Origin of the sequence: Embleya sp. NPDC059237, from assembly GCF_042754105.1 — a bacterium.
Classification (GTDB): Bacteria; Actinomycetota; Actinomycetes; order Streptomycetales; family Streptomycetaceae; genus Embleya.
On sequence record NZ_JBHZAE010000003.1, the window covers coordinates 523773 to 549896 of the forward strand.

At 71.0% G+C, this 26124-nt stretch carries 28 protein-coding genes; 18 read left to right on the forward strand and 10 right to left on the reverse strand.

Features of this window, described 5'->3' with window-relative positions; translation table 11 throughout:
• Positions 1 to 351: 351 nt before the first annotated feature.
• A complete protein-coding gene (locus tag ACFXKZ_RS12960) occupies positions 352 to 1332 on the reverse strand; it encodes a hypothetical protein (protein ID WP_379999530.1) in 981 nt (326 codons plus the stop codon).
• 171 nt (positions 1333 to 1503) lie between these two features.
• Here ACFXKZ_RS12960 and ACFXKZ_RS12965 point away from each other — a divergent pair, with 171 nt between their 5' ends.
• Complete coding sequence (locus tag ACFXKZ_RS12965; RefSeq protein ID WP_379999532.1) at positions 1504 to 2169, forward strand: UbiX family flavin prenyltransferase; 666 nt, start codon at positions 1504 to 1506, stop codon at positions 2167 to 2169.
• Positions 2170 to 2351: 182 nt separating this feature from the next.
• On the opposite strand, the gene ACFXKZ_RS12970 is transcribed toward ACFXKZ_RS12965, so the two are convergent.
• On the reverse strand, positions 2352 to 2486 hold the full coding sequence (locus ACFXKZ_RS12970) for a hypothetical protein (protein WP_281290559.1): 135 nt from the start codon (positions 2484 to 2486) through the stop codon (positions 2352 to 2354).
• A 180-nt stretch (positions 2487 to 2666) separates the two neighbouring features.
• Between ACFXKZ_RS12970 and ACFXKZ_RS12975 the strand changes: the two genes are divergently transcribed.
• The 7 genes from ACFXKZ_RS12975 (at position 2667) to ACFXKZ_RS13005 (ending at position 9760) form a co-directional block, all read left to right on the forward strand.
• Positions 2667 to 3125: an Lrp/AsnC family transcriptional regulator gene (locus ACFXKZ_RS12975; RefSeq protein WP_380000020.1), complete on the forward strand. Its 459-nt coding sequence runs from the start codon at positions 2667 to 2669 to the stop codon at positions 3123 to 3125.
• 56 nt (positions 3126 to 3181) lie between these two features.
• Positions 3182 to 4141, forward strand: coding sequence for a threonine/serine dehydratase (locus ACFXKZ_RS12980; protein ID WP_379999534.1), 960 nt, complete (start codon positions 3182 to 3184; stop codon positions 4139 to 4141).
• Between the two features lie 80 nt (positions 4142 to 4221).
• Complete coding sequence (gene mqnE / locus ACFXKZ_RS12985) at positions 4222 to 5385, forward strand: aminofutalosine synthase MqnE (protein WP_379999536.1); 1164 nt, start codon at positions 4222 to 4224, stop codon at positions 5383 to 5385.
• A 43-nt stretch (positions 5386 to 5428) separates the two neighbouring features.
• Entirely contained in the window at positions 5429 to 6439 is a 1011-nt protein-coding gene (locus ACFXKZ_RS12990) for an SUKH-4 family immunity protein (RefSeq protein ID WP_379999538.1), read from the forward strand.
• Positions 6432 to 7517, forward strand: coding sequence for an SUKH-4 family immunity protein (locus ACFXKZ_RS12995; RefSeq protein WP_379999540.1), 1086 nt, complete (start codon positions 6432 to 6434; stop codon positions 7515 to 7517). The genes ACFXKZ_RS12990 and ACFXKZ_RS12995 overlap by 8 nt, the downstream gene beginning before the upstream one ends.
• A gap of 129 nt (positions 7518 to 7646) precedes the next feature.
• Entirely contained in the window at positions 7647 to 7952 is a 306-nt protein-coding gene (locus ACFXKZ_RS13000) for a DUF4229 domain-containing protein (protein WP_380000022.1), read from the forward strand.
• Between the two features lie 503 nt (positions 7953 to 8455).
• Entirely contained in the window at positions 8456 to 9760 is a 1305-nt protein-coding gene (locus ACFXKZ_RS13005; protein ID WP_379999542.1) for a dicarboxylate/amino acid:cation symporter, read from the forward strand.
• Positions 9761 to 9831: 71 nt separating this feature from the next.
• Here ACFXKZ_RS13005 and ACFXKZ_RS13010 read toward each other — a convergent pair whose 3' ends face one another.
• On the reverse strand, positions 9832 to 10839 hold the full coding sequence (locus tag ACFXKZ_RS13010; protein ID WP_379999544.1) for a helix-turn-helix transcriptional regulator: 1008 nt from the start codon (positions 10837 to 10839) through the stop codon (positions 9832 to 9834).
• A gap of 74 nt (positions 10840 to 10913) precedes the next feature.
• Between ACFXKZ_RS13010 and ACFXKZ_RS13015 the strand changes: the two genes are divergently transcribed.
• On the forward strand, positions 10914 to 12668 hold the full coding sequence (locus tag ACFXKZ_RS13015) for an MFS transporter (protein ID WP_379999546.1): 1755 nt from the start codon (positions 10914 to 10916) through the stop codon (positions 12666 to 12668).
• 79 nt (positions 12669 to 12747) lie between these two features.
• Here ACFXKZ_RS13015 and ACFXKZ_RS13020 read toward each other — a convergent pair whose 3' ends face one another.
• The 4 genes from ACFXKZ_RS13020 to ACFXKZ_RS13035 form a co-directional block, all read right to left on the reverse strand.
• Complete coding sequence (locus tag ACFXKZ_RS13020; RefSeq protein WP_379999548.1) at positions 12748 to 13272, reverse strand: type II toxin-antitoxin system RelE/ParE family toxin; 525 nt, start codon at positions 13270 to 13272, stop codon at positions 12748 to 12750.
• 3 nt (positions 13273 to 13275) lie between these two features.
• Positions 13276 to 13587: a type II toxin-antitoxin system Phd/YefM family antitoxin gene (locus ACFXKZ_RS13025; protein ID WP_379999550.1), complete on the reverse strand. Its 312-nt coding sequence runs from the start codon at positions 13585 to 13587 to the stop codon at positions 13276 to 13278.
• Between the two features lie 113 nt (positions 13588 to 13700).
• Positions 13701 to 14186, reverse strand: a complete 486-nt coding sequence (locus tag ACFXKZ_RS13030; protein WP_379999552.1) for a hypothetical protein — start codon at positions 14184 to 14186, stop codon at positions 13701 to 13703.
• A 264-nt stretch (positions 14187 to 14450) separates the two neighbouring features.
• The gene (locus ACFXKZ_RS13035; protein WP_379999554.1) at positions 14451 to 15116 is read right to left on the reverse strand and encodes an NAD(P)-dependent oxidoreductase; all 666 of its coding nucleotides are present in this window, start codon (positions 15114 to 15116) and stop codon (positions 14451 to 14453) included.
• A gap of 114 nt (positions 15117 to 15230) precedes the next feature.
• On the opposite strand from ACFXKZ_RS13035, the gene ACFXKZ_RS13040 reads away from it, so the two are divergent.
• The 3 genes from ACFXKZ_RS13040 to ACFXKZ_RS13050 all read left to right on the forward strand — a co-directional run bounded on the left by ACFXKZ_RS13040 (position 15231) and on the right by ACFXKZ_RS13050 (position 16797).
• Positions 15231 to 15617 carry a winged helix-turn-helix transcriptional regulator gene (locus ACFXKZ_RS13040; protein WP_379999556.1) on the forward strand — a complete coding sequence of 129 codons (387 nt, stop codon included), beginning with the start codon at positions 15231 to 15233 and terminating at the stop codon, positions 15615 to 15617.
• 114 nt (positions 15618 to 15731) lie between these two features.
• Positions 15732 to 16250 (forward strand): GNAT family N-acetyltransferase, encoded by a 519-nt coding sequence (locus ACFXKZ_RS13045; RefSeq protein ID WP_379999557.1) that lies wholly within the window; start codon positions 15732 to 15734, stop codon positions 16248 to 16250.
• 49 nt (positions 16251 to 16299) lie between these two features.
• Positions 16300 to 16797, forward strand: coding sequence for a DUF4186 domain-containing protein (locus ACFXKZ_RS13050; protein ID WP_379999559.1), 498 nt, complete (start codon positions 16300 to 16302; stop codon positions 16795 to 16797).
• 49 nt (positions 16798 to 16846) lie between these two features.
• Here ACFXKZ_RS13050 and ACFXKZ_RS13055 read toward each other — a convergent pair whose 3' ends face one another.
• Positions 16847 to 17821: a fibronectin type III domain-containing protein gene (locus tag ACFXKZ_RS13055; protein WP_379999561.1), complete on the reverse strand. Its 975-nt coding sequence runs from the start codon at positions 17819 to 17821 to the stop codon at positions 16847 to 16849.
• A 260-nt stretch (positions 17822 to 18081) separates the two neighbouring features.
• Here ACFXKZ_RS13055 and ACFXKZ_RS13060 point away from each other — a divergent pair, with 260 nt between their 5' ends.
• The 3 genes from ACFXKZ_RS13060 to ACFXKZ_RS13070 all read left to right on the forward strand — a co-directional run bounded on the left by ACFXKZ_RS13060 (position 18082) and on the right by ACFXKZ_RS13070 (position 21097).
• On the forward strand, positions 18082 to 18930 hold the full coding sequence (locus ACFXKZ_RS13060) for a hypothetical protein (RefSeq protein ID WP_379999563.1): 849 nt from the start codon (positions 18082 to 18084) through the stop codon (positions 18928 to 18930).
• A gap of 141 nt (positions 18931 to 19071) precedes the next feature.
• Positions 19072 to 19860 carry a hypothetical protein gene (locus tag ACFXKZ_RS13065; protein ID WP_379999565.1) on the forward strand — a complete coding sequence of 263 codons (789 nt, stop codon included), beginning with the start codon at positions 19072 to 19074 and terminating at the stop codon, positions 19858 to 19860.
• An 88-nt stretch (positions 19861 to 19948) separates the two neighbouring features.
• On the forward strand, positions 19949 to 21097 hold the full coding sequence (locus ACFXKZ_RS13070; protein WP_379999567.1) for a cystathionine gamma-synthase: 1149 nt from the start codon (positions 19949 to 19951) through the stop codon (positions 21095 to 21097).
• A 95-nt stretch (positions 21098 to 21192) separates the two neighbouring features.
• Here ACFXKZ_RS13070 and ACFXKZ_RS13075 read toward each other — a convergent pair whose 3' ends face one another.
• Positions 21193 to 21888 (reverse strand): hypothetical protein, encoded by a 696-nt coding sequence (locus tag ACFXKZ_RS13075; RefSeq protein ID WP_379999569.1) that lies wholly within the window; start codon positions 21886 to 21888, stop codon positions 21193 to 21195.
• Positions 21885 to 22391, reverse strand: coding sequence for a hypothetical protein (locus tag ACFXKZ_RS13080; protein WP_379999571.1), 507 nt, complete (start codon positions 22389 to 22391; stop codon positions 21885 to 21887). The genes ACFXKZ_RS13075 and ACFXKZ_RS13080 overlap by 4 nt, the downstream gene beginning before the upstream one ends.
• A 298-nt stretch (positions 22392 to 22689) precedes the next feature.
• On the opposite strand from ACFXKZ_RS13080, the gene ACFXKZ_RS13085 reads away from it, so the two are divergent.
• From ACFXKZ_RS13085 to ACFXKZ_RS13095, 3 genes are all read left to right on the forward strand, one after another.
• Positions 22690 to 23187: a MarR family winged helix-turn-helix transcriptional regulator gene (locus ACFXKZ_RS13085; RefSeq protein ID WP_379999573.1), complete on the forward strand. Its 498-nt coding sequence runs from the start codon at positions 22690 to 22692 to the stop codon at positions 23185 to 23187.
• Between the two features lie 355 nt (positions 23188 to 23542).
• Positions 23543 to 24766, forward strand: a complete 1224-nt coding sequence (gene ilvA, locus ACFXKZ_RS13090; RefSeq protein ID WP_379999575.1) for a threonine ammonia-lyase — start codon at positions 23543 to 23545, stop codon at positions 24764 to 24766.
• Positions 24767 to 25076: 310 nt separating this feature from the next.
• Positions 25077 to 26114, forward strand: coding sequence for an ATP-binding cassette domain-containing protein (locus ACFXKZ_RS13095; RefSeq protein ID WP_379999577.1), 1038 nt, complete (start codon positions 25077 to 25079; stop codon positions 26112 to 26114).
• Positions 26115 to 26124: the final 10 nt, after the last annotated feature.

The following is a 26124-nucleotide window of genomic DNA, read 5'->3' on the forward strand; positions in this document are numbered from 1 at the left end:
GCCCCTGCATCCGACCCATGAACATTCGGCCGCGCTTGTCAGCATGGTGAGGTCGGAGGGCGAATGTCAACCACTCCGGCAAGATCATGCGAGAGCGCCGAGCGATTAGCACCCGACCGGGTGAAGGCAAATGGACCGGCGGCCAAGATCGCGAATGGAGATCAAATATCGGCCGCCGGACCATCGAATGGTGGACCTTCGATCCGACCGATTCCCGCGCACCTGTGCCCGGCATACGGGCGCCGGCGTACGACTCCCGACCCCGAACGCGACTCGGCCGCCCCGCACGATGCGGGACGGCCGAGGAAGTGCGTTCGCGCCGGGATCGCGCGGGATCGAACGGGCCGGGGTTCAGGCGGCCTTGTCGTCGCCGAACAGGCCACCGCCGAAGGACTTCAGCAGGCCGTTCAGGTCGATCGTCTCACCGGCCGGGGGCGCCTTGGGCGAGACGCCGCCGGAGAGCTTGGAGTACTTGAGGTCGATGGTCACCTCGTTGGTGCCGTCGCCCTTGTCGTCGGCGGTCACCCGCACCGGGAACGGCGTGCCGTTGGCCGCCACGTAGATCGTGGTGACCGCGCCGTCCGCGTCCTTCGCGATCAGCGGGATCGTCTTGACCCCGTTGATGTCGGTGATCGGGCCCTTGGTCAGCTTGGGCTTGTCGGTCGGGTCGGACGAGTCGGAATCCGAATCGGAGTCCGAGCCGAACAGCGAACCGGAGCCCGGCTTCGAGCCGAAGAGGTTGTCGAGCGACGGAGTGCCGCCGCCCTTCAGCAGGTCCTGGCCGAACTTGCTCGCGTCGGTGTCGCCGAACTTGACATATTTGCCCTCGACGAGCTTGGCGGCCTCGGTGAACATCGTGTCGAATTGTCCCCCCAGGTCCTTGTCGCCACGGGAGGAGGAACCCGACTTGCCGGACGGGGATGCCGCCTCGGCCCGCTTGCCCAGGTCGACGACGGTCTGGATGGTGCCGGGCGCGAGCCGGACGTAGAAGGCCTTGTCGACCGCGATCAGGTCGAGCGCCTTGCCCTGGATGGTCACCTTGCCCTCGGCCCGGTTCTCGGTACCGATGCGCAGGTCCACGCCGACCGGCGCGTCGTAGATCTTCCCGGTTCCCTCGATGTGCAGGTTCGTGAGGTCCTTGTAGCCGTCCTCGGCCTGCTTGGACAACGCTTCCACGCTCAGGCCCTCGTTCGAGGGACCCTTCGGATCGAGGGCGTTGCCGCCGGCGGCAACGGAGTCGAAGGGGTCTCCCGAGGACGACTCGCCACAACCGGCGGCGAGCAGGACAAGCGGAACGGTCAGGGCCGCGGCGGATATCCGGATCGGACGCACAGTTGAACTCCCGGTCGAGGAACGATCGATGGCATCACGAAGGATGCCTACCCGCATGGTAGGCAGCGTTGTCCACCCGATTGCGCCACGGGTGGCGCGTCGGGGCCGAACGGCGCGAGCCACACCCCTCCCCTGCGGGAGTCGCCGACCCCGCGACGCGACAATGGGGGCATGGACGCGGAGCACAGCAATAGGGGAGAACGACGTCCGTGGCTCGTCGGTGTGTCGGGAGCCTCGGGTACGCCGTACGCCGCCGCGGTGTTGCGCGCGCTGCTCGACGCCGGGGAGGCGGTGGACCTCGTGGTCAGCCGGGCCGCCCGGTTGACCCTGCTCGACGAGACCGGCATCGCGTTCCGGGACGCGCACTGGCGCGACGACCTCACCGCGTGGACCAAGCTCGACGAGGCCGCGCTCGACCGGGTCCGCTACTGGTCGGCCGGCGACCTGGGCGCGGGACCGGCGAGCGGTTCGTACCCGGCCAAGGGCATGGTCGTGGTCCCGGCCAGCACCGCCTCGGTCGCGGGCATCGCCATCGGCCTGTCCAAGGACCTGCTCCAGCGCGCCGCCGACGTCACGCTCAAGGAGCGCCGTCCGCTCGTGGTGGTGCCGCGTGAGACCCCGCTGACCGGTACCACGCTGCGCCACCTGGTCCGCCTCGACGACGCCGGCGCGGTGATCCTGCCGGCCTCGCCGGCCTTCTACGCGGGTGCGCAGGACGTCCAGCGCCTGGTCGACTTCGTCGCGGGCAAGGTGCTGGACGTGCTCGGCGTCCACCACGACCTGTACCGGCGCTGGGACGGCGAACTCGGCGGCGCCAGACGCGAGGCGACCGGATGAGCCCGACCCCGCAACCACGGCTCTTCCGACATCCACAGCTCTTCCGACAACCACAGCCCTTCCCACAACCACAGCCCTTCCCACAACCACAGCCCTTCCCACAACCACAGCCCTTCCCACAACCAAAAAGGCCCCCGTGAGAACGGGAGCCTTGGCGGGTCGTGCCGGATCTGCCGAGGTGATCAGCGACCGGTCTTGCGGCGGCCGACCAGACGCTTCACACGCTTGAGCGTGCTCGACGGCTGGGTGGCTCGTGAGCGTTCCGCGATCTCATGCAGTTCCTGCATATGGGCGCGGGCCATCTCCAGGGTGTACACGGTGTCGTCTCCCAACGAATCGTCATCAGAGGCTTGTGGCTTCTGATGCCTTTGATTCTAAGGGTTAGAATCGAAGACGTCCAATGAATTACAGGCATGACGGGGGTTTGTGCCTGCGTCATGTCGTAGTCCCCTGGCGGACCCCCGGTGGACACCATCGAATACCTGGAGGAAACGGACATGGATGCCGTCGACCGCAAGCTGATCCAGGCGCTGCGCGGCAACGGACGGGCCTCGTACGCCGAACTGGGCCGACTGGTGGGCCTGTCCGGACCGAGCGTCACCGATCGCATCAACCGCCTCGAACAAGCCGGCGTGATCACCGGCTACCGCGCCTCGGTCGACCCGGTCTCGCTCGGCCTGGGCGTGACCGCGCTGATCGGGATCCAGCTCTCCGACGCGGCCGACCACGACGACGTCAGCCGCCGACTGCGCGACCTGGACGAGATCGAGGACTGCTGGTTCATCGCCGGCGACGACTCCTTCATGCTCAAGGTCCGGGTCTCGGACATGGAGGGCCTGGAGAACGTGGTCCGGCGCCTGTCCGGCACGCGCGGCGTGGCCCGCACCCGAACCACCGTGGTGCTCTCCACCAAATGGGAGTACCGCGCCGCCGAACTGCCCGAACCCAGCGAATAGGCGCACCCCGACCGGCATCCGAGTGGTCGTCGACGTGCCCTCGTAGGGTGGCGGACATGACGAATCCGGTGACACTCGAAGACCTCCGGGCCGCACGGAAGCGCATCGCGGGCACGGCCGTACGCACCCCCCTGCTGCCGTCCCTGCACGGCGACGCCGACCGGCCGCTGTGGCTCAAGCCGGAGAGCCTGCAGCCGATCGGCGCGTTCAAGATCCGCGGCGCGTACAACGCGATCGCGGCGCTGACCGACGCCGAACGCTCGCGCGGGGTCGTCGCACACTCCAGCGGCAACCACGCGCAGGCGGTGGCCTACGCGGCCCGCCTGTTCGGCGCCAAGGCGGTGATCGTGATGCCGGACACCACCCCGCAGGTCAAGATCGACGCCACCCACGCGCTGGGCGCCGAGGTGGTGATCGTCACCCCGGAGCGGCGCGACACCGCCGCCGGGGAGCTGGCCGAGGAGCACGGCTACGCGTTCGTACCGCCCTACGACGACGCGCGGATCATCGCCGGCCAGGGCACCACCGGCCTGGAGATCACCGAGGACCTGCCCACCGTCGACACCGTGCTCGTCCCGGTCAGCGGCGGCGGCCTGATCTCCGGCATCGCCGCCGCGGTCAAGCTGACCAGCCCGCACACCAAGGTGATCGGCGTCGAGCCCGAACTGGCCGCCGACGCCGCCGAGTCCTTCCGTACCGGCGTGCGCACCACGTGGTCCACCACGCAGACCTACCGCACCATCGCCGACGGCCTGCGCACCACGTCCGTCGGCGTGCTGCCGTTCGTGCACATCCAGGCGTACGTGGACGACATCGTCACCGTCACCGAGGACCAGATCCGCGAGGCGATGCGCTTCCTGGGCCTGCGCGCCCGCCTGGTCGCCGAACCCGCCGGCGCGGTGGCCACCGCGGGCTACCTCTTCCGCAAGGACGTGCTCCCGGCCGGACGCGAACACGTCGCTGTGGTCAGCGGCGGCAACGTCGACCCCGCGCTCTACGCCGAGGTGATGGCCTGAGTGGGCACCTCCGGTGCCGGGCGTAACCTCGTACAAGCCGCGCAGCGGCGGACAAGAAGACCAAGAGGGAGTACTCACGCATGGACGCGGGCCTGCGCAGGGAGATCGAGGACAAGGTTTTCGCCGGGGAGCGCCTGAGCCGTGAGGACGGCATCGCGCTCTACGCGAGCGACGACCTGGCGTGGCTCGGCGGGCTCGCGCACCACGTGCGCACGGTGAAGAACGCCGACAAGGTGCACTTCAACGTCAACCGCCACCTCAACATGACCAACGTGTGCAACGCGTCGTGCGCCTACTGCTCGTTCCAGCGCAAGCCGGGCGAAAAGGACGCGTACACGATGCGCATCGAGGAGGCCGTGCGGCTCGCGAAGGAGATGGAGCCGGACGGGATCACCGAACTGCACATCGTCAACGGCCTGCACCCGACCCTGCCGTGGCGCTACTACCCGAGGTCGCTCAGCGCGCTCAAGGAGGTGCTGCCGAACGTCGCGCTCAAGGCGTTCACCGCGACCGAGATCCACTGGTTCGAGAAGATCTCCGGCCTGTCCGCCTCGGACATCCTCGACGAGCTGATGGACGCGGGCCTGGAGTCGCTGACCGGCGGCGGCGCGGAGATCTTCGACTGGGAGGTCCGGCAGCACATCGTCGACCACGACACCCACTGGGAGGACTGGTCGCGGATCCACCGACTCGCCCACTCGAAGGGCCTCAAGACCCCCTGCACGATGCTCTACGGCCACATCGAGGAGCCGAGGCACCGGGTCGACCACGTGATCCGGCTGCGCGAACTCCAGGACGAGACCGGCGGGTTCCAGGTCTTCATCCCGCTGCGCTACCAGCACGACTTCCACGACAGCAAGGACGGCATCGTCCGCAACCGGCTCCAGGCCCGGACCACGATGGCCACCGGCGCCGAGGCGCTGAAGGTGTTCGCGGTCTCGCGGCTGATGTTCGACAACGTCCCGCACGTGAAGTGCTTCTGGGTGATGCACGGCCTGGCCACCGCGCAACTCGCGCTCAACCACGGCGCGGACGACCTCGACGGCTCGGTGGTGGAGTACAAGATCACCCACGACGCCGACGACTTCGGCACGCCGAACAAGATGACCCGCGACGACCTGCTCGAACTGATCCGGGACGCGGGCTTTCGCCCGGTGGAGCGCAACACGCGCTACGAGACGCTGCGCGAGTACGAGGGCCCGGACCCGGCCCGGCGCGACACGCCGCAGCCGATGAAGCTCTGATCCGACGCGGTCGAGGACGATCGGCGACGGGGGAGCCGGGGCGATGCGGGACGGTGCGCGCACGGACGCTGCGGCGTTCGTGCGCGGGTTCGGCCCCGTCGCCGAGGCCGCGCTGCTGCGGCTGTATCCCGAGCCGCGCGAGCACGGTGACGGGATGCTCGTGCTGGGCGAATTCGGGTGGCTCGCCCCGAGGGTGATCCTGCTCGACCCGGCGACCGGGCGGGTGTACTCGCACCTGGGCGACTCGGAGCTGTTGGCCGGCGGCCTGGACACGTTCGGGCGACTGCTGGGCGAGGTCCGGGCGTTGCGTGCCCATGCCGGTGGCCCGTGGGATCCGGAGCGGGCCGCGCGTGCGGCGCTCGGGCGGGTGCGTGAGTACGAGCCCGGGGTCCTGACGAGCGATCCCGACGTGTGTGCCTTCTGGCGGGCGGCGCTGCTGGTGTGGCCGCTGCTGCACGCGCCCGGGCCGGGTCGAGGCGGGCTGCGGCTCGGGCTCACGCACGAGAGGTTGGCCACCGACCTCGGGCCGGAGCGGGTGGTGCGGATCCCCTCGGGGAACATCCCCGACGTGCTCGACTCCCACGCGCCGTCCCGGCGCTTTCTCCGCGACGTCGGGTTGGTCGACGCGCCGCCGGTGCGCCCGGACCCGGATCGCCCGCTGTCGGTCGCGGCGCTCGATGCCTTCGACCCCCACGGCTATCGGGATCCGCCGAACGCGGCGCGGCTGGTGCGGCTCGGCGGCGTGGACGTGGTCGGCTCGCGCGTCGACCTGCTTCTGGACGCCGACGACGGCCGGGTGCACGGCTGGTATCGCGACGACGAACCGGAACTGTTCCCGATCGCCGCGGACCTGTCCACGCTCGCCTTCGCCCAGTGGCTGATCGCGCGGGTGCGGGCGTACGACCGCGAGTTCGCGATCACCCACGACTACGACGGCCTGGCCGCGATCCTGACCGCCGTGCTGGGCACCGTGGACCCGATCGCGGTCCGCGGGCCGGCCGCGTACTGGCCGAACGTGTTCGACGACGAGGCGGGAGGACTGCTGTATGGCTGACGCGTTGCGGATCGCGATCACCCGGCGCGACGTCGAGGAGTGGTTCGGGCCCGACGAGGTGCTCCGATGCGACCTGCCCCGGATCGCCCACGAGCCCACCCGGCGCTTCCTGGCCGAGGTCGGCCTGCCCCGCCGGGCGGCGCTGATCACCTTCGCGCCCGACGCCGCGCCCGACCCCGGCCGGGACGGGCGCATCGTGCTCGGCGCCTACGGCTCGCTGCGCACGGCCGACCAGGCGGTGCTGCTCGACGGCGCGACCGGCCGGGTGTTCGCCGAGGAGCGGTACGGCGATCCGGCCCTGATGTCCCTCGACGTGTCCACGCTGGTGCGCAACTGTGCCCTGGTCGAGGCGATCCGCCCCGGCCGTGGCCCGGTGCGCACCGCCGAGGAACTGATCGACCTGCTCGGCGAGACCGAACCCGAGCTGAACCCGGGGCACTCGTTCTGGCACACCTCCTTCGCGCTGTGGCAACTGCGCCGCGCGGCGCTGCCCGGGGAGGGCCTGGCGGTGCGGATCACGCCCGCGATGCTCGACCTGGTCTACGAGAACGAGTTCTCCGGCTACGAGGAGCGGCAGCTGCCGGCCGCGATCACGCACGAGCCGACCCGACGGTTCCTGCTCGACGTCGGGCTGATCGACGCGTGGGCGTATCTGGACATGCGCAGCGACGGCAAGCCGCTGCCGACCCTCGCGGAGCTGGCCGCCGAGCGCCGGGCGGACTGGGACGACGAGCCGGAGCCGCCGGCCGACGCGGAGCACTTGGTGGTGCTCGGTTATGTCAGCGAGGACGGCGATCTGCTCGTGGACGGCCGTACCGGCGTGGTCCGGCGCTGGAACACCGGTGGCGACGAGCCGTTCCTGGACACGCTCGACACCGACCTGTCCACGCTCGCCTTCACGATGTGGGTGATCGGCCGGATGCACCGGCAGGGCGAGCGGTTCGGGATCGGCATCCACGACGTGTGGGAGTCGATCGCGGTCGACCTGCTGTCGTCGGTGGACCCGCTCGCCTGGGCCGAGCCGGGCAGCTATTGGGAGGGCATGATCCTGGACGGCATCAATGGGCTGGGTCCCTGAGCCGGAACGGATCGCCGATTCGGGGTCGGGATCCGAGTCCGAAATGGGGGATGCTTGACTGGTAGTGGCGGCCCGGGCTCGCGCCCGCGGCCTCTCGTACCGCGTCCGCCAGTGGAACCGAAGGTGACCATGTCGAATCCCGCGCTGCGTTACTCGCTCTACCGGCTCGGCATCTTCGCCGCGCTGTTCGCGGCGGCCATGGGCGTGTTCAGCCTGTTCGACATGGAAGGCGGCGGCAACGTCTTCATCGCGATCGCCATCGCCGCGGGGCTTTCGGCGGTGATCAGCTACCGGTTCCTCAACGCGCAGCGCGAGGCCATGTCCGAGGCCCTGTACAACCGGGTGCAGGCGGCCAAGGCCCGGATCGCCGAGGACAACCGCGCCGAGGACGAGGCGACGGGCGCGATCTCCCCGCGTGCTCGGGAGGCTTCCTAGTCGAGGCGCCGGGTGCCGGGCGCCCGGGACGGGTCGGGCGCGTCGTGCCCTGGGACGTCGGGTAAGCGAGGTGTGGCCGGCGGTGTCCCTCGGTGTCCACCGGTGTCCGTTCCGTAATTCTTTGCGTTTATCGGTTTGCTGTCGCTATCCTCGCCACATGATCGGTGCAGGCGACACGCAGATGACGCACGGTGCGGTGGGTTTCCCGCTCGTGTCACGTCGTCATGTCGACCTGGGCCGTTGCGCCACCGCGCTGTGTTGCGGCTGACCGCTGCCGTGCCCCTGTCGGGTCGACGCCTTCACGCTCGTCGTCCCGACCGCCCGCACGTCGGCCTTTTGCGGCCGTTCTGCGCGAAGTAACGCTTCCTCGTAGTTCTTCCTGCGGGCACTCGGGTGCCTTTTGATGCGCAGGTTCACGGCCGCTCCGTACCGCCACCCTCCGTCCCCCACGGTGCCCGTTCAGGAGCCCTGCCTTGTCATCAGCAGTCGATTCCCTCAAGACATTGAAGCGAACGCCCTTTTGGGCGCAGATAGCCGCCGGCCTCGTGCTCGGTGTGGTCCTCGGCTTCATCGCCAAGGAGTACAGCGTCTCGTGGCTGACCCAGACGCTCGACCAGATCGGCACGATCTTCGTCCAGCTGCTCAAGCTGGCCGTACCGCCGCTGGTGTTCACCGCGATCCTGGTCAGCGTGGTGAACCTGCGCAACGTGAACAACGCGGCCAGGCTCGCCGCCCGCACGCTGATGTGGTTCCTGATCACGTCGCTGATCGCGGTTGCCATCGGCCTGACCATCGGCCTGGTCACCAACCCGGGTGACGGCTTCAAGCTGCCGACCAACCCGGGCAAGGCGCCGAAGACCAACGGCGACTGGCTCGACTTCCTCACCGGCATCATCCCGACCAACATCGTCACCGCGTTCTCCGAGGTCAAGGTCCTGCAGATCGTGTTCCTCGCGGTCGTGCTCGGTTCCGCGATCCTGTCGGTCGGCGCGAAGGCCGAGCCGCTGGTCAAGGGCGCCGAACTGGTCCTGGAGATCATCCAGAAGGCGCTGTGGTGGGTCATCAAGCTGTCCCCGCTGGGCACGCTCGGCCTGATCGGCACCTCGGTCGCCACCTACGGCTGGGACCTGATCAAGCCGCTGGGCACGTTCACCGCCGACATCTACATCGGTTGCGCGCTGGTGATGTTCGTGGTCTACCCCCTGCTGCTCTGGCTGGTCGGCAAGGTCAACCCGCTCAACTACTTCAAGGGCGCGTGGCCGGCCATCCAGCTCGCCTTCGTCTCCCGCTCCTCGGTCGGCACCATGCCGGTCACCCAGAAGGTCACCGAGCGCCTGGGCGTGCCGAAGGACTACGCGTCCTTCGCGGTGCCGTTCGGCGCCACCACCAAGATGGACGGTTGCGCCGCGATCTACCCGGCAATCGCCGCGATCTTCGTGGCCGAGGTCTACGGCGTGAACCTGGGCATCAAGGAATACCTGCTGATCGCGTTCGTCTCGGTGATCGGCTCGGCGGCCACCGCCGGTCTCACCGGCGCGATCATCATGCTGACCCTCACGCTCAGCACGGTGAACCTGCCGCTGGCCGGCGTCGCCCTGCTCCTGGCGATCGACCCGATCCTGGACATGATGCGCACCGCGACGAACGTCGCCGGTCAGGTGGTCGTGCCGATCCTGGTCTCCGCTCGGGAGAAGACGCTCGACCTGGAGATGTACAACAACCCGCGTGACCTGGAAGCCCCCGACGAGCCGGCCAAGCCGCACGTCCCGCTCCAGAAGACGCCGGACCGCGAACCGGTCTCCGTCTGACGCACCCCGAACCGACGCCCCCGATCCCCTCGTGCCGAAGGGATCGGGGGCGTTGTCGTGTCCGCGTCGGGTCAGCCCCGGGGCGCTTCCTCGGCCCGCTCGGACTCGGGCTCGGGCTCGGCGGTCGGGGTGGCCGCCGTGTAGCGGCGGGCCAGGGTTCGGATGTGGTCGACCAGTTCGGGCGGGTCCTCGATTTCGAAGTCGGCGTCGAGCAGGCCGATGTAGACGGCCAGGCTCTCGATGCTGGGGGCGCTGGTCTCGAAGACGCAGGTCTCGTCGTCGATCACCGCGAACGAGCCGAAGGCGGGGGGCACCCGGTCGGCGACCGCGCCGATCGGGGCGTGCACCAGGACCCGGGCCCGGTACTGCCCGCGCGCGTTCTGCACGCCCTGGTTGACGAAGGCGGCCACGTCCCCGTCGGCGGGCAACTCGCGCGGGGTGAAGCGCGGTCCGTGCGGCGGGCGCGGGGTGATCCGGTCCAGCCGGAAGGTGCGCCAGTCCGCGCGCTCCAGATCCCACGCGACCAGGTACCAGCGGCCCATTCGGTGCACGAGGCGATAGGGCTCGACCCGGCGCGAGGACTCCTTGCCGTCGTGCGAGCTGTAGCGGAAGCGCAGTTGCTCGTGGTCGCGGCAGGCGCCGGCGAGTACGGTCATCACGTCCATGTCCACCGCCGGGCCGGTCGCGCGCACCGGCACGGTGTACTTCTGCAGCGCCTTGACCCGGCGGTGCAGCCGGGACGGGAGCACCTGGTCGAGTTTGCCGAGCGCGCGCAACATCGCCTCGTCCATGCCGTCCACCACGCTGCCCGCGGCGATCCGCAGCCCGACCACGACGCTGACCGCCTCCTCGTCGTCGAGCAGCAGGGGCGGCAGCGCCTTGCCCGCGCCGAGCCGGTAGCCGCCGACCACCCCTCGACGTGCGTCGACCGGATAGCCCAGACTGCGCAGACGTTCGATGTCGTAGCGGACCGTGCGGCCGCTCACGCCGAGCCGTTCGGCGAGTTCGGGGCCGGTCCAGTCGGGCCGCGTCTGCATCAGCGAGAGCATGCGCAACAGGCGCGCGGAGGTTTCCAACATGAGCCGAAGTCTGCCGGCTCCGCGCGGGATAAACAGGAACGAACCTTGCCTGTTTGACTCCTAGTGTCGGAGGCGTGGAAAAGAGCCCGGAAATCAGCGGCGAGCAGACCCTCGCCACCCCGTCGTCCCCGTCCTCCCGGCCCGTCGTCGGCACCCGGCAGCGTTGGCTCGGACTGCTGGCGGTGTTGGCCGCCACCTTGATGAACCTGCTCGACTCCAGCGTGGTGGGCGTCGCGGCACCGGCGATCCGCCGGGACCTGGGCGGCGGCTACTCCAGCCTTCAGTGGATCGCGGCCGGCTACACGCTGGCTCTCGCGGTGGGCCTGCTCACCGGCGCGCGGCTCGGCGACATGTACGGCCGCAAGTTCATGCTGATGGTCGGCGTGGTCGGCTTCGTCGCCCTGTCGGTGGCCTGCGCCGCCGCATGGTCGCCGGAGACGCTGATCGTGGCGCGGGTGCTCCAGGGGTTGTTCGGGGCGCTGATGATTCCGCAGACGTTCGGGCTGCTCCGGGACCTGTTCCCGCCGGCCGAACTCGGCAGGGCGTTCGCGGTGTTCGGCCCGGCGATCGGGTTGTCCACGGTGCTCGGGCCGATCGTCGCGGGTGTGCTCGTGGACGGCGACGTGTTCGGCACCGGGTGGCGGATGATCTTTCTGATCAACCTCCCGCTGGGCGCCTTCGTGCTGCTCGTCGGCGGGCGGATGTTGCCGAAGCGGGCGCCGAGCGAGACCGGCGGGCGGCTGGACGTGATCGGCATGGTGTTCGCCGGGGTCGGCACCTTCATGCTGGTGCACCCGCTGGTGCAGGGGCGCGAACTGGGCTGGCCGCTCTGGTCGTTGATCGAGTGCGGCGCGTCGTTGCCGGTGCTCGCCGGGTTCGCGGTGTACCAGCTGCGGCGGCAGGCGGCCGGTCGGGTGCCGCTGATTCGGCTCGGGGTGTTCCGGCGCCGGTCGTACGCCTCGGGCGTCGGGTTCGTGATGGTGTTCTTCGGGGCGATCGTCGGCATCTCGATGGCGATCGGGCTGTTCCTGCAGATGAGCCTCGGGTACACGCCGACCCGGGCGAGCCTGACCATGGGCGCGTGGGCGCTCGGCGCGTTCTTCGGGTCCGGGTTCAGCGGTGCGGTGATGGGCAAGCTGGGTCGGCGCATCCTGCACATCGGGCTGACCGTGATGGCGGCGGGGACGGGCTGGCTCTACCTGGTCTTCAGGCAGGCCGAGACGGATCTGGGCAGCGGCGACCTGCTCGGCCCGCTGGCGGTGTTCGGCCTCGGGATGGGGATGATCTTCGTCCCGGTCTTCGACATCATCATGGGCGAGGTCGAGGACCACGAGGTCGGCTCGGCGTCCGGTGCGTTGGAATCCCTGCAGCAGCTCGGCGCCTCGCTGGGCATCGCGGTCCTGGGCACAGTGTTCTTCGGGGTGATCGGGGCCCAGGCCACGCACAACTTCGACACGTCGGCGGCGCCGAGGCTGCGCGCGGAAATGAGCGCGGCGGGCGTGCCGACCGGGACGCAGGAGTCGATCGTGGCCGGCCTGCGGGCCTGCCTGGACGACCGGGAGAACGCCACCGACCCGGACACCGTCCCGGCGAGCTGCCGCACCCTGCAGGTGCCGCCGGCCGCGACCGCCGCGGTCGCCGAGGCGAGCGCGGACACCCACATCCGCTCCTCGCTCGATGCGATCCGCCGCACCACCCTCCTGGCCCTCGCCCTGACCGCGGTCGCCTTCGCCCTGGGCTTCCTCCTCCCGAAGCGGGCCAGGGAGAACCAGCTTCCCGAGCCCACCCCGGAAACCCCCACCGAAATCCGCGAACCGGCCCTGGTCTGAAGCCGGCTCCCCATCCCACCGCCGCCCGGCCCGAGCCCCGTAAGGGAGCCCGCGCCGGGCGCCGGCATGTCTGTCGCGATCACGCTTCGCGGAGTCGGGTACAGAACTCGGTCCACCGATCCACGGCTTCCGGCAGTTCCAGTGCCGCGACCTCTGCGGGGGCCAGGCCTACGGTGTGGATCAACCGCTCGGCCAGCCAGTCCGGCACGGGTTCCCGTGCCGGCGTCGGATCGACCGCCACCGCGCCGATCAGGCGCCCCAGCCGCTCGACGATCTCGCCCAGCCGAACCATTTCCGGACGAGTGGAGTCGGCGGCGGCGACCCGGGCGGCGGCCTCGGTGTACACCTCGGCGTCGGCTCGGGCACCGATGGCCCAGATTTCACAGACCTCCAGCACGCCGTTCTCGGTGATGCGATACACGATGCGCCAGGTGTTGCGGCCGACCACGAGCTTTCGATATCCGGTGAGTTCGCCCCCCAGCGGATAGCCGGCCTTCGGGTCGGTGAGCAGGAGGAGAACCTTGCGCAGCACCTTGGGCGCGGCTTCCGGACCGATGCGGCGCAGATCGTCGATGGCGGAGTCGGTGAAGACGATGTCGGGCATCGATCACTCGTCCGCGTCGGGGAGGGCGGCCAGTGATTCGCGCGTGTGTCCGTATGCGGCCAGGACCTCGTCGAGGGACGTGCGCCGACCGCTGTCGGTCGCGGCGCGGGCGAGCACGAGCGCGAGATCACGCAGGTCCGCCTCGGCCGTTTCCAACTCGGTGAGTCGGCCGATGCTCACGACCGCCGCCACGGGGCGGTGATGGCGGGTCACGACGAGTTCGGACCCCTGCTCCGCGTCGGCCACGAGTCCGGCCACACCGCGCCGGGTCGCATCGGTGACCGATATTTCCTGCGGTGAGTGCATGAGAGCCATGGAGAAACTGTACATAAAACTATCCAGTTTGCTCGCCCGGATTCGGGCCGGCCGGACTTTCGCAGGCCCCGAGGCGTGCCGGCGGTGTTGCGGTTCCTGGAGCGGGACTGAGGTCAGCCCGCGACCCGCGCAGCGGCCTTCGTGTTCGCGCGGTTCAGGGCGCGGATGATCAGCCACTGGTCGATCATCGCGCCGAACGTGGCGAACAGGCCCATCACGACGCCGACGACCACGTGGCCGGTCTGCGCGGCGAGTTCGAAGCCGACCAGGTGGATCAGCAGGCGCAGGCCGAAGCGGATGGCGACCAGGGCCAAGGCGAGCATCCGGGTGTGGCTGTTGCGCATCATCGCCTTGAAGAACTTCATCCGCGCCCGCATCACGGTGAACGAGACGACGACGTTCACCACCGCGAGCGGGATCAGATACGCCCACAGCGACGGGTAGCCCTGCGCCACGTCGCAGCCGCCGACCGACACGCCCACCATCGCGAAGTACCAGGCGGGCAGGCCCCTGGGGGCCTCGACGACCGGAGCGGGGGCGGAGGTGCCGGCCGTGGTGGTGTTGGTGTTCTTCGTGAAGGCGATGGTGGCGATGCTCATGGTTCCCGGCTCCCCGATTTCGGCCCGTTCCGGCCCGCTCGCTGACATGCATCAGCCTGCCGCCCGGGGGTCGGTGGACAGGACGACCGACCGACGTACACCGCCTGTCCACCGAACGGCTGACACCGGGGCGGGCCGGGCCTCGGGACGGGTCTCAGGCCGGGTCTCGGGCCGGGTCTCGGGCCGGGCCTCGGGCCGGGCCTCGGGCCGGGTCTCGGGACGGCGGGGCCACCGGTCGACCGATGGCCCCGCCTGCGCCGTGGGTCAGTACGCCACCGTGAAGCGCTCGCCCGTGTGCTTCGGGGCCTCGATCTCGTCGAGGAGGGCGACCGCGTAGTCGGCGACCGAGATGCGGCTCACCCCGTCCGCGTCCACGACCAAATCGTCGCGGCCGGTGCGGTAGACGCCGGTGCGCTCGCCGGGGCCGATGTCGGCGGCGGGGGAGAGGTAGGTCCAGGTCACGTCGGTCACCGTGCGGTAGTGGTCCAGGGCCGCGCCCTGCCCGCGCATGATCTGTACCGCCAACTCGGGGACGCCCTCCGCGTCCCACACCCGGTCGCCACCGGGGGTGCGCAGCGAGCCGGCGCCGCCGACCACGAACAGGCCGCGCGCGGGCGCCGCGTCGCCGAGCGAGCGCAGCCCCTCGGTCAGCGCCTTCGCCGCGGCCACCACGAGCACGGCGTGCGCGACGCCGTCCACGTACCCGCCGCCGATCGCGCTCACCAGCGCGTCGTGCCCGGCCGCGACCGAGGCCGCGGACGCCGGGTCGGTGGCGTCGCCGGTGACGACCGTGAGCCGCTCGTGCTCCTCGCCGGCGAGCCGGGCCGGATCGCGCACCACCGCGGTGACGTGGTGCCCGCGGCCCAGGGCCTCGCGAAGGATGTGCACACCGATACCGCCGTTGGCGCCGAACAGGGCGATCCTGGCCATGATGAAGTCCTCGTGTTCTCGGGAAGCGGAAGAGCTACGACACCATCCAACACCGCAGCTCAAGCCATTTGTTACCACCGGATACCGAGCACCTTGAAGTGCTATTGTTTCCTTATGGATACCAATGGCGCGGCCGGTCTCGCGGCGAGATTGCTGACCGACTCGCCGGACTGCCGCAGCCGGCACGTCCTGGACCGCCTCGGCTCGCGGTGGAGCGTGCTGATCATCCTCAACCTGGCCGCCGGCACGCTGCGCTTCACCGAGCTGCGCCTTCGGGTCCGGGGCATTACCCCGAAGGTGCTCACCACCAACCTGCGCGACCTCGAACGCGACGGGCTGATCCGCCGCGAGGTCTTCGCCGAGGTCCCGCCGCGCACCGAATACACGCTGACCCGCCTCGGCGAAAGCCTGATCGACACCTACCGGGCGGTCCAGGACTGGGCCGAGGCGCACGTGGACGAGGTGCTTGCCAACCGGGAGACGTACGACCGGGCCCGCTGACCGCACCGGCCGGCTCGCGCCACCCGGGCCTCACCCGCCACACCCCCGCCCACCGCCGGCGATCGGGCGCGGGGTTGGTCGGGGGTCGATCGAACGGCGCGGGAGAATGGTTGTATGACAACGCCCGTCCGGCTCTCCGCGATCGATCTCGTCACGTACACCCCCGGTCTGGCCGCGCTGCTCGTGGACGCGGTGGACGACGGGGCCGGAGTCGGCTTCCTCGCCCCGCTGCCGATCGACGCGGCCGCCGAGTGGTGGGCGACGCAGGCGGCCGAGATACGCAACAACCGGATCATCGTGTGGGCGACCTCGGACCACGAAGGCGTCACCGGGACCATCCAGCTCCGCTTCGCCGGCATGCCGAACAGTCGGCACCGCGCCGCGATCTCCAAGCTGCTGGTGCACCGACGCGCCAGGGGCAACGGCATCGCCCGCGAACTCCTGTCCACCGCCGAGCAGTTCGCCGCCGCGTCCGGCCGCAGTCTGCTCACCCTGGACACCCAGACCGGCAGCGGCGCGGAGCGGCTGTACAAGCGCGCCGGGTGGATCGAGTCGGGCGCCATCCCGTCCTACGCTGCGGACGCCTCGGGTGTGCTGCGCTCCACCACGATCTTCCACAAGCACCTGGCCTGAGCCGGACGAGCACCCGGCCCGGGCCGAACGGGTTACCGTTGGAGGCGATATGACGACCAAGACCTCCAAGGGCGCCAGGCCCGAGCCGCTCGATGCCCGCCTGGACGCGATCGGCAAACTTCCCTCCCGTTCCCGGTTCCATCTTCCCGGCCGGGAACGCACCGTCGCCGTGACCCTGGGCGAGTCCGGCGTGCGCTGGTACGCGTACGACGTGATCGCCCGGCGCCTCGGCCCCGCCAAGCCGAGCAAGGACGGCCGACAGACCCCGTACCGGGGCCACCCGGTCTTCGTCGCGCAGCACGCCACGGCCACCTGCTGCCGCGGCTGCCTGGAGGAAGTGCACGGCATCCCCCAGGGCCGCCCGCTCGACAAGGCAGAGCTCAACTACGCAGTCAACCTCGTATGCGGCTGGCTGACCCGGGAGATCGGCCCGGTCGCGAAGACCCGCGCGAATCGCCCGCCGCGCTCGGCGATGCCGGCCGTTCCGGAGAACCCGACGGGCGCGCCGAGGACGGGTCGCGGTCTGCGGGCGTCCAAGTCCCGCTGAGCCGAGCACCCGCCGCGCCGCACCCGCCGATGCCCGGCCCGAGCGGCGCTCACGGCCCGCCCGGCGTCGCGGCGCCGGGCGGTGCGTCGGTGACGGTCAGGTCGGCCGAGAACTCGCCCCACGTCCCGTCCGGCAGCTGCCCCCGGATCTTCAGCACGTGTCCGACCGCCGGCCGATCGCCCAGCGGCAGGCTGTACCGCGCCGTCTCCGTCGGCGGCGCCGCGCCCCACTGGACCGTGGTCAGGAACCGCCCGTCCAGGTACACCTCGTAGCTCGCGACCACCCCGTCCACGTCCGGCGGGGTCCAGGTCAGGTCGACGTAGGTGCCGTCCGCCGCGGTGCGGGGGATCGCGCGCAGGTCGGTCGGCGCGGTGTTGCGACCGTTGCCGGCGCCCTGTTCGGTGACCACCGTGACGGGGCTGCTCGCCGGCGACTTGTTGTCGGCGGCGTCGCGCGCGGTGACGGTGAACACGTACTCGGTGCCCGGGCGCAAGCCGGTGACCACCGCCGTGGTGCGATCCGCGGCGACGCTGTGCACCCGTACGCCGGCCTGCCACACGTCGTACGCGGTCACCCCCACGTCGTCCGTGGCCGCCTCCCACGTCAGTGTCGCCCCGTCCTTGCCCCGGGCCTGGCCGCGCAGGTTCCCGGGCGCGGTCGGCGGCACCCGCTCGCCCTGGACCACGGACGGCGTCGTGGCCGGCACCTGCGGGCTCGCCGCCGACACGTTCCCGGCCCGGTCCCGGGCCCGCACGGAGAACGTGTACGCGGTCCCCGGCGTCAGCCCGCCCACGTCCACCATGTGCCGCCCGCCGGTGACGTCCAGCACCTTGGCGTCGCCGCGATACACCTCGAACACCGCCACGCTCGGATCGGCCCGCCACATCACGTGCACCGACACCGAACTCGACGCGAGCGCGCTCACCTCGACCGGCACCGGCGGCGGCGTGGTATCCCGCCCGTCGTCCGAACACCCGGTCATCGCCAGCGCAACGACCAAGCCGGCCAAGCCGATCCGTGCCACCCGTCGCGCCACAACGCCTCTCTCCACCGATCATCACCGAGGAGCAATTGGTCTAGACATATATGACACAGTCCCCCGCCCCGGAACAAGAGCACGGCCGCCCGCGTGGGCCCGTCGGGCCGCCGAACACACCCTCCAGGTCTGGGGAACTCCCCGTGACTTTCCCGGGAATCGCGCAATCCTTCGGGTTCGTGTGTGGGAGCTAGCGCCACCCGCTTGAATGGACCTCGACGCTGGGGTTTCGGGAGGCGGGGCGTTCCATGATGCGCAAGGTGGGGATGGCGGCAGCCCTGCTCGTGAGCGGGATGCTTGTGGCAGGGTGTTCGGGTGGGTCGTCCAAGGGCGGACCGTTCGGCCTCGGGGTGAGCGATTCACCCACCGCGAGCCAGAGTTCGACGCGGACCCCGGAACCGCCACCGCCGCCTTCGCCGGATCCGGTCACCCCGGAGCCGGACACCACGAGTGCCACGCCGCGCCCCACCACGACTCCCCGCGCCGATGTCACGCTGACCACCGAGCGGGCGCGGACCGTGGTCTCCGCCGTCGCGCTCGTCCCCAAGGACTGGGGCGACGCCTACGTCCCCCAGGAGCAGAACTACGAACACACCGCGCTGGACCGGGTGATCACCGGCACCGACTGCAAGCAGGCGCTCCAGGGCACCACCCCCGGGGCGCTCGCGACCATGGATCGCTACGTGTACATCCCCGACGGCAAGCCGAGCGTGGACAACCTCAGCAAGACGCTCGCCACGTCCTCAGCGACCGTGTACTCCACCACCCTCGCGGCCCGTACCGACATGCAGACCGGCCTCGCCGACGCCCGGCGCTGCCCGAACCAGGTGCTCGGCGGCGACGAGAAGCTGAACGGCATCCAGGTCCTGGACCTGACCGTGGAGGGCATCGACGAGGTACACGTCGCCCGCGCCCAGTGGATCTCCGGCCACGGCGGCGCGCCGTTCCAGTACGTGTGGGTGACGGCTCGGCAGGGCCAGATGGTGCTCACCGCGGCGGTCGTCGACCGGGGCGACAAGACCTACGAGTCGGCCAAGAACCAGGCGATCGACGCGCTGGCCAAGATGGTCGCCCGCACCACCGTGTACCTGCGCTGACCCGACGCGATCGCGCCGACCTCGCGCGAGCACGGTGAATATCATGTGGGTTCACGCTCACGGGGGAGTCATCGGATGAACGGCACGAGAGTCCGCGCGGGATCCGGCACAATCCGCGCGGGATCCGGCACGAGACGAACGATGCTCCGCGCGATCGGCCCGCTCCTGGGCGCTTTGCTGCTGGCGGGTTGCGCCGACAGCGGCGACGGGCCGTTCGCGGTCGTCCCGAACGCGACGTCCACCAATGCGAGTCCCGTGGCCAAGGGGCCGGGCGCGAGCCCGGGCACGACCGCCTCCACCATCGCGACCTCCCGGCCGTCCGCCACCACCGCGCCGCCGAGCCGCAGCCCCGAGCAGGCGCAGACGCTCGCCCGTTCGCTGGCGCTGACCCCCGAGGACTGGGGCGGCGGCTTCGTCAAGCAGAGCACCTACGAGTTCGCCGGCGAGACCTGGACCGACTACGCCGCCGACTGTACGCAGCAGACCGTGCCGCTGCCGTCGAGCATCATCGGCCAGTGGGTGCGCCAGGTCCAACAGTCCGACGCCGCGCAGCCGAACACGCTCTCCAGCGGCAGCACCAGCGCGATCGTGCACAAGGACGTGCGCGGCGCGCGCGATCAGGTCCAGAACGCGCGCCAGGTCAAGGACCGCTGCCCGACCCGCACCTACACCGACGGCACCCAGGCCAAGGACACCCCCGGCGCCCCGCAGCCCCCGTTCGCCGAGGCCGACGAGGTGTTCGCCGAGGAGGGCCTGATGTACCTGAAGTCGGGCGGCAGTCCGTACGCGTACGTCGTGGTGACCCTGCGGAAGGACACCGTGGCGATGTCCGCATACTTCAGCGCCCCCGGCCCCGAGCACATGGCCGATGTGCGCACCCGCGCGACCCAGGCCGCCCGGCTGATGCTGGACCGCCTGCTGCGCTCCTAGGCCGGCCAGGGCCCAGCGCCCGTCCCCGGTCCCGTCGGATCGACCGGATGCGCGCCGGAGTGCGTCGGGGCGACTAACGTTTCCGGTCATGACCCAATCGCACGGCTTTGAGACCCTGGCGATCCATGCCGGGCAGGAACCCGACCCGTTGACCGGGGCCGTGGTTCCGCCGATCTACCAGGTGTCCACCTACAAGCAGGACGGCGTCGGCGGGCTGCGCGGCGGCTACGAGTACAGCCGTTCCGGCAACCCGACCCGCACCGCGCTCGAAGAGTGCGTCGCGGCCCTGGAGGACGGCACCAGGGCGCTGACCTTCGCCTCCGGACTGGCCGCCGAGGACTGCCTGCTGCGCGCCCTGTGCGCGCCGGGCGACCACGCGGTGATCCCGGACGACGCCTACGGCGGCACCTTCCGACTGTTCGCGAAGGTGGCCTCGCGCTGGGGAATCGAGTACACCCCCGCGCACGCCGGCGACCTCGACGCGGTACGGGCCGCCATCCGGCCCGGCGTCACCCGGATCGTGTGGTGCGAGACGCCGAGCAACCCGCTGCTCGGCGTCGCCGACATCGCCGCCCTCGCGGCCGTCGCGCACGACGCGGGCGCGCTGTTGGTGGTCGACAACACCTTCGCCTCGCCCTACCTCCAGCAGCCGCTGACCCTGGGCGCGGACATCGTGGTGCACTCCACGACGAAGTACATGGGCGGCCACTCCGACGTGATCGGCGGCGCGCTCGTGGTCAAGGACGCCGGCCTGGCCGCCGAGTTGGCGTTCCACCAGAACGCGATGGGCGCCGTGCCCGCGCCGTTCGACGCATGGCTGACGCTGCGCGGGCTCAAGACGCTGGGCGTGCGGATGGACCGGCACTGCGCCAACGCGGAGCGGGTCGTGGACCTGCTCTCGCGGCACCCGCGCGTGGCCGAGGTGATGTATCCCGGGCTGCCGGGACACCCGGGCCACGATGTCGCGGTCAAGCAGATGAAGGCGTTCGGCGGCATGGTGTCGTTCCGGGTGAACGGCGGCGAGGAGGCCGCGGTCAAGGTGTGCAACCGGACCGAACTCTTCATCCTGGGCGAATCCCTCGGCGGCGTCGAGTCGTTGATCGAGCACCCGGGCCGGATGACGCACGCCTCGGCGGCGGGCTCACCGCTGGAGGTCCCGGGCGACCTGGTGCGGTTGTCGGTGGGCATCGAATCCGCCGACGACCTGCTGGCCGACCTGGAACGCGCCCTCGGCTGAGGCCCGGTGCCCGGCGTCGGTGCCGGGTCCCGAGCGCCGGGGGCCGGTCGGCCCACCCGGCGCTCGGGACCCGCCGACTTCCGCCGGCACCGGCCCTATCGCGCCCCGTCCGTACAACCCGCGCAGGCCGCGACCAGGTTGCCCGCCTCGTCGTAGACGGTGATCGAGACCGGGGTCCCGCCGGTGAAGGCCCACAGGTAGGCCACCCCGGGCAGGTCCGCAGGGCGCTCCAGGCGCATCCGTCGGGCACCCGCGGCGTCGTGGAGTTCGCCCCGCAGCGCCGGGGCGGTCGTACCGCGCCCGATCAGGACGGCGACCACCAACCGCTGTCCGGCGGGCGCGTACCGGCCCGAAGGCATGATCGCCGTGTCCAGCCGCCCCGGGGTGGGCAGGAAGCGACACCGCGCCTCCTCCGGCTCGGCCGCGCCGCCCAGGCACCAGGACGACTCGCCCTCGGGGCCGCTGTCGCCGATCCACGCCGACGCGCCGAAGCCGACGTCGGTACGCAGATCCGACGACTCGCTCCGGTCCACCGGCCACAGCGGTGTGGGATCCGGCGGCGCCGGCGGCAGGCCGCCCCCGCCGCCGCTGCCCGGGACGGCCAGCCACAGACCGCCGGCCGCCGCGCCGGCCAGTACGACCGAGCCGAACACGTGGCGCAGCCTGCGCAGCGCCGCCCGTCGCCGCACCCGCCGGGCCAGGTTCGGCGGCAGCGGCCGATACGGGAACTCCGGCGGCTCGGGCACCTCCTCCGCGTCCGCCGCGCCCGGCGGCGACACGGTCACGCTCATCGGTACGCCTCCGAGCCCGCGGCGAGATCCGTCGCCTCCCGCACCCCGACCCGCGCCGCGCGGACCAGCCCGCCGCCGGCCAGGACCTGCGCCATCCCGCGTCGCCACGCCCCGGACACCGTCTCCACCGGCAGCCCCATCGCCTCGGCCGCGTCGTACTCGTCCAACCGCGCGTAAAGCCGCAACACCACCGCGGCCCGCTCCATCCGGCCGAGCCGGTCCAGCGTCGTGAACGGCTCGCCCGCGTCCGGGAGTTCGTGGTCGTGCCCGCGCGGCCCCGGACGCCACGGATCCAGGTAGCCGGCCATCAGCGCCCGCCACGCGGTGCGTACCGGATCCTGGCTCGGCAGTCGGCTCCACTTCAGACAGGTATGCGCCAGCGCCCGCTCGACCCGGCGTTCCGCACGTTGTTGGTCACCGGTGAGCAGATCCGCGGCGTGCAGCAACTGCGTGCCGACCGTATGGACGAAAACCTCGAACTCGCGAGCGTCGCGCTTGTGCACGGTGCCTCCCGCAGGTCTGCCGAGCGGATGCCCTCGGGCCCGGCTCGGTGCCGTCGCCGCTCTGTCTGTGCTGCTGCCCCACACCTGTCCGGGTAGTCGCGGGCCGCGACATATCGCCCCTCGATACCGCATCCCCGTCACCGGGCCCGCACTCCGGCAACGGCGGCAAAACACCCCGTTGTGGCCACGGTAAAACCCTCGGCGGCATTGCGGGGTGGAATCGTCCGGTCGGGGCCCGGTGATCCCGGTCCGCGCAATATCCTCGGGGGCATCACATCGGATCGACGAACGAGCGGCGATGACACCGGAACAGGACCCGATCGACCCCACCGGCTCTGCGGACCCGCTCTACGACCGCCTGCAGCACGAGGTGGCCCTCTTCGCGCGGCGCGCCGAACAGACCCGTCTCGGCGCCGTCGGCGAACTGCGCAACTCGATGGACCGCGCGGCCTACCTACTGCTCGGCCGGTTGGAGGCGGGCGGCCCGATGGGCGTCAAGGCCCTCGCGCAGGCGATGACGATCGACTCGTCCACGGTGACCCGCCAGGTCACCCCGCTGGTCGAACAGGGCCTGGTCGACCGGGTCCCCAACCCGGACGACGGCCGCGCGGTCCTCCTCGAACTCTCCACCGAGGGCCGCGACCGCCTCCACCAGGTCCGCAACGCCCGCCAACGCCTGATGGCCGAAATCTGCGAAGGCTGGAGCCTGGACGACCGCGAACGCTTCACCACCCTCCTCACCAGATTCAACGCCTCCATGGAACGCCGCCAATCCCGCACCACATCGGAGTCGTGACCGCGCCCTCCACGCGGCCTCGACGCGATGACCGTGCCCTCGTGACGCGGGACATGCCGGCCGAGAGCCGGCCGGCGGCCACGTCGACCGAGCCGGCCATCGGCCCGGCGGCGGGCGAAGTCCGGGACCGGGCCTTCCCGAAGGCGGGCGCCTCAGGAGCCGTACGGTCAAGGCCACTGCGCCCTTCTCCATGAAGATCGATCTCACGGCCCTGTAAGGCACTACGGGGAATCCCGTCGGCCGATCAGCCACCGACGCGGTCACCGTGGGCGGCGGGGCCGCGAGTGGCCCTGCGCCTGTCGGGCAACACGGCACCCGGCGCGGGGGCGGGGGTGGTTGGTGCGACACTCGGCGTATGAGCAGCCCTGCCTCGGACGTGGTGAATCTCCACGACATCCGCCTTGCGCGGAAGATGTTGGAAAGTGTCGTCCGCGAGACGCCGATGCGGTCCTGTCGGGCGCTGACCGATCGTGTCGGCACACCCGTCCATCTCAAGTGCGAGAACCTCCAGCGCACCGGGTCGTTCAAGATTCGCGGCGCCTACGTGCGGATCGCGGGACTGTCCGAGGCCGAGCGGGCCCGGGGCGTGGTCGCCGCCAGCGCCGGCAACCACGCGCAGGGCGTCGCGCTCGCGGCCCGCACCCTCGGTGTCGCGTCCACCGTGTTCATGCCGGCCGGCGCGCCGCTGCCCAAGGTCGCCGCGACCCGCTCCTACGGCGCCGAGGTGATCCTCGGCGGGGACAACGTCGAACACGCGCTGGCCGCCGCGCGCGCCCACGCGGACGAGACCGGCGCGGTGTTCATCCACCCGTTCGACCACCGCGACGTGGTGGCCGGCCAGGGCACCGTGGGCCTGGAGATCCTGGAGCAGTGCCCCGAGGTCAAGACCATCCTCGTGGGCACCGGCGGCGGCGGCCTGCTGGCCGGAATCTCCGTGGCCGTCAAGGCACTTCGCCCCGACGTCAAGGTGATCGGCGTACAGGCCGCCTCCGCCGCCGCCTATCCGCCCTCGCTCGCCGCCGGCGCCCCCGTGTCGCTGCCCTCGTTCGGCACGATGGCCGACGGGATCGCGGTCGGCCGCCCCGGCGAGGTGCCCTTCGCGCTGATCCGCGAGTACACCGACGCGATCCGGACCGTCGGCGAGGAGTCCCTGTCCCAGGCGCTGCTGCTGTGCATGGAGCGGGCCAAGCTGGTGGTCGAACCGGCCGGCGCCGCGTCGGTGGCGGCGCTGCTCGAGGTCGGCGAGCCGATCGAGGGCCCGGTGGTCGCGGTGTTGTCCGGGGGCAACGTGGACCCGCTGCTGATGTTGCGGGTATTGCGGCACGGCCTGGCCTCGGCCGGCCGCTACCTCTCGCTGCGCGTGCGGATCCCCGACAGCCCGGGCGCGCTGGCCACCCTGCTCGGCCGGTTGGCGGAGACCGACGCCAACATTGCGGCGGTGTCGCACGTACGCACCGACGCCACGCTGCGCGTCGGCGAGGCGGACGTGGACCTGCAACTGGAGACCAAGGGCCGCAGCCACTGCGCGGCCGTGGTGGAGGCGCTGTACGGCGCGGGGTACACGGTCAGCAAGAGCTGACCGCTGGGTAGGGACAGGCCGAAGCCGCCTCCGGGCACGACGCCCCCGACGGCCGAACCGGCATGCCCGCGCCCCCTCCCGGCGTGCGGGCGCGGCGATTGTCGGTGCCATGTGCTTGGCTCGACGCACGAGCCATGCCCGCCCACGGAGGACGCGGCCGTGCGGGACCGGGTCGGCCGCACGGAGTCGCGCCGCCGGTGAAATGCGGTCGCACACTCACCGCGTCCGGGCGCATGGTGGAGATCCCAATCGATCCATCCGACCGCGGCCCCACCCCCTGCCCCACCCGCACGAGGAGTGATCCACCGACATGCAGGAAGCGATCGTCGCCGAAGGTCTCGTGAAGACCTTCGGCTCGGTCCGAGCACTCGACGGCGTGGACGTGAGTGTGCCCACCGGCACCGTCCTCGGTCTGCTCGGCCCGAACGGCGCAGGCAAGACGACATGCGTACGCGTACTGACCACACTGCTCAAACCCGACTCGGGGCGAGCCGTGGTGGCCGGTCACGACGTGCTCAAGAACCCCAACGAGGTCCGCCGCTCGATCGGTTTGTCCGGGCAGTTCGCCGCCGTGGACGAATACCTGACCGGCCGGGAGAACCTGCGGATGGTCGGCGAGTTGTACCAGCTGAGCGGGCGCGAGGCCAAGCGTCGCGCCGACGAGTTGTTGGCCCAGTTCGACCTGGCCGACGCGGGCGATCGGCCCGCCAAGACCTATTCCGGCGGGATGCGCCGCAGGCTCGACCTGGCGGCGGCCCTGGTGGTCAGCCCGCCGGTGATGTTCATGGACGAGCCGACCACCGGCCTCGACCCGCGCAACCGCATGGCGCTGTGGCGGGTGATCGAGAACCTGGTCTCCGACGGCACCACGCTGCTGCTGACCACGCAGTATCTGGAGGAGGCCGACCACCTCGCGCACGACATCGCGGTGGTCGACCACGGCAAGGTGATCGCGCGCGGCACGGCCGACGAGCTCAAGGCCAGGGTCGGCGGCGAGCGGGTTGAGGTGGTCGTGCACGACGAGGAACGACTGACCGAAGCCACCGAGATGCTGGCCGGGTTCGGCAAGGGCGAGCTGGGTGTGGTCAAGCTCCAGCGCAGGATCACCGTCCCGGTCATAGGCGGCGCCAAACTGCTCGCCGAGGTCATCCGCGAACTGGACGCGCGCGGCATCGAGATCGACGACATCGGGCTGCGTCGACCCACCCTCGACGACGTGTTCATCACCCTCACGGGACACGCGATGGAAACCGAGGACGGCAACACCGACGACGCAGACGGCGAGGCGGACACGGACGAGAACGAGGCCGGTCCGCAGCGCGGTCGCGGCAAGGCGGTGAAGAGCTGATGGCCGGGCC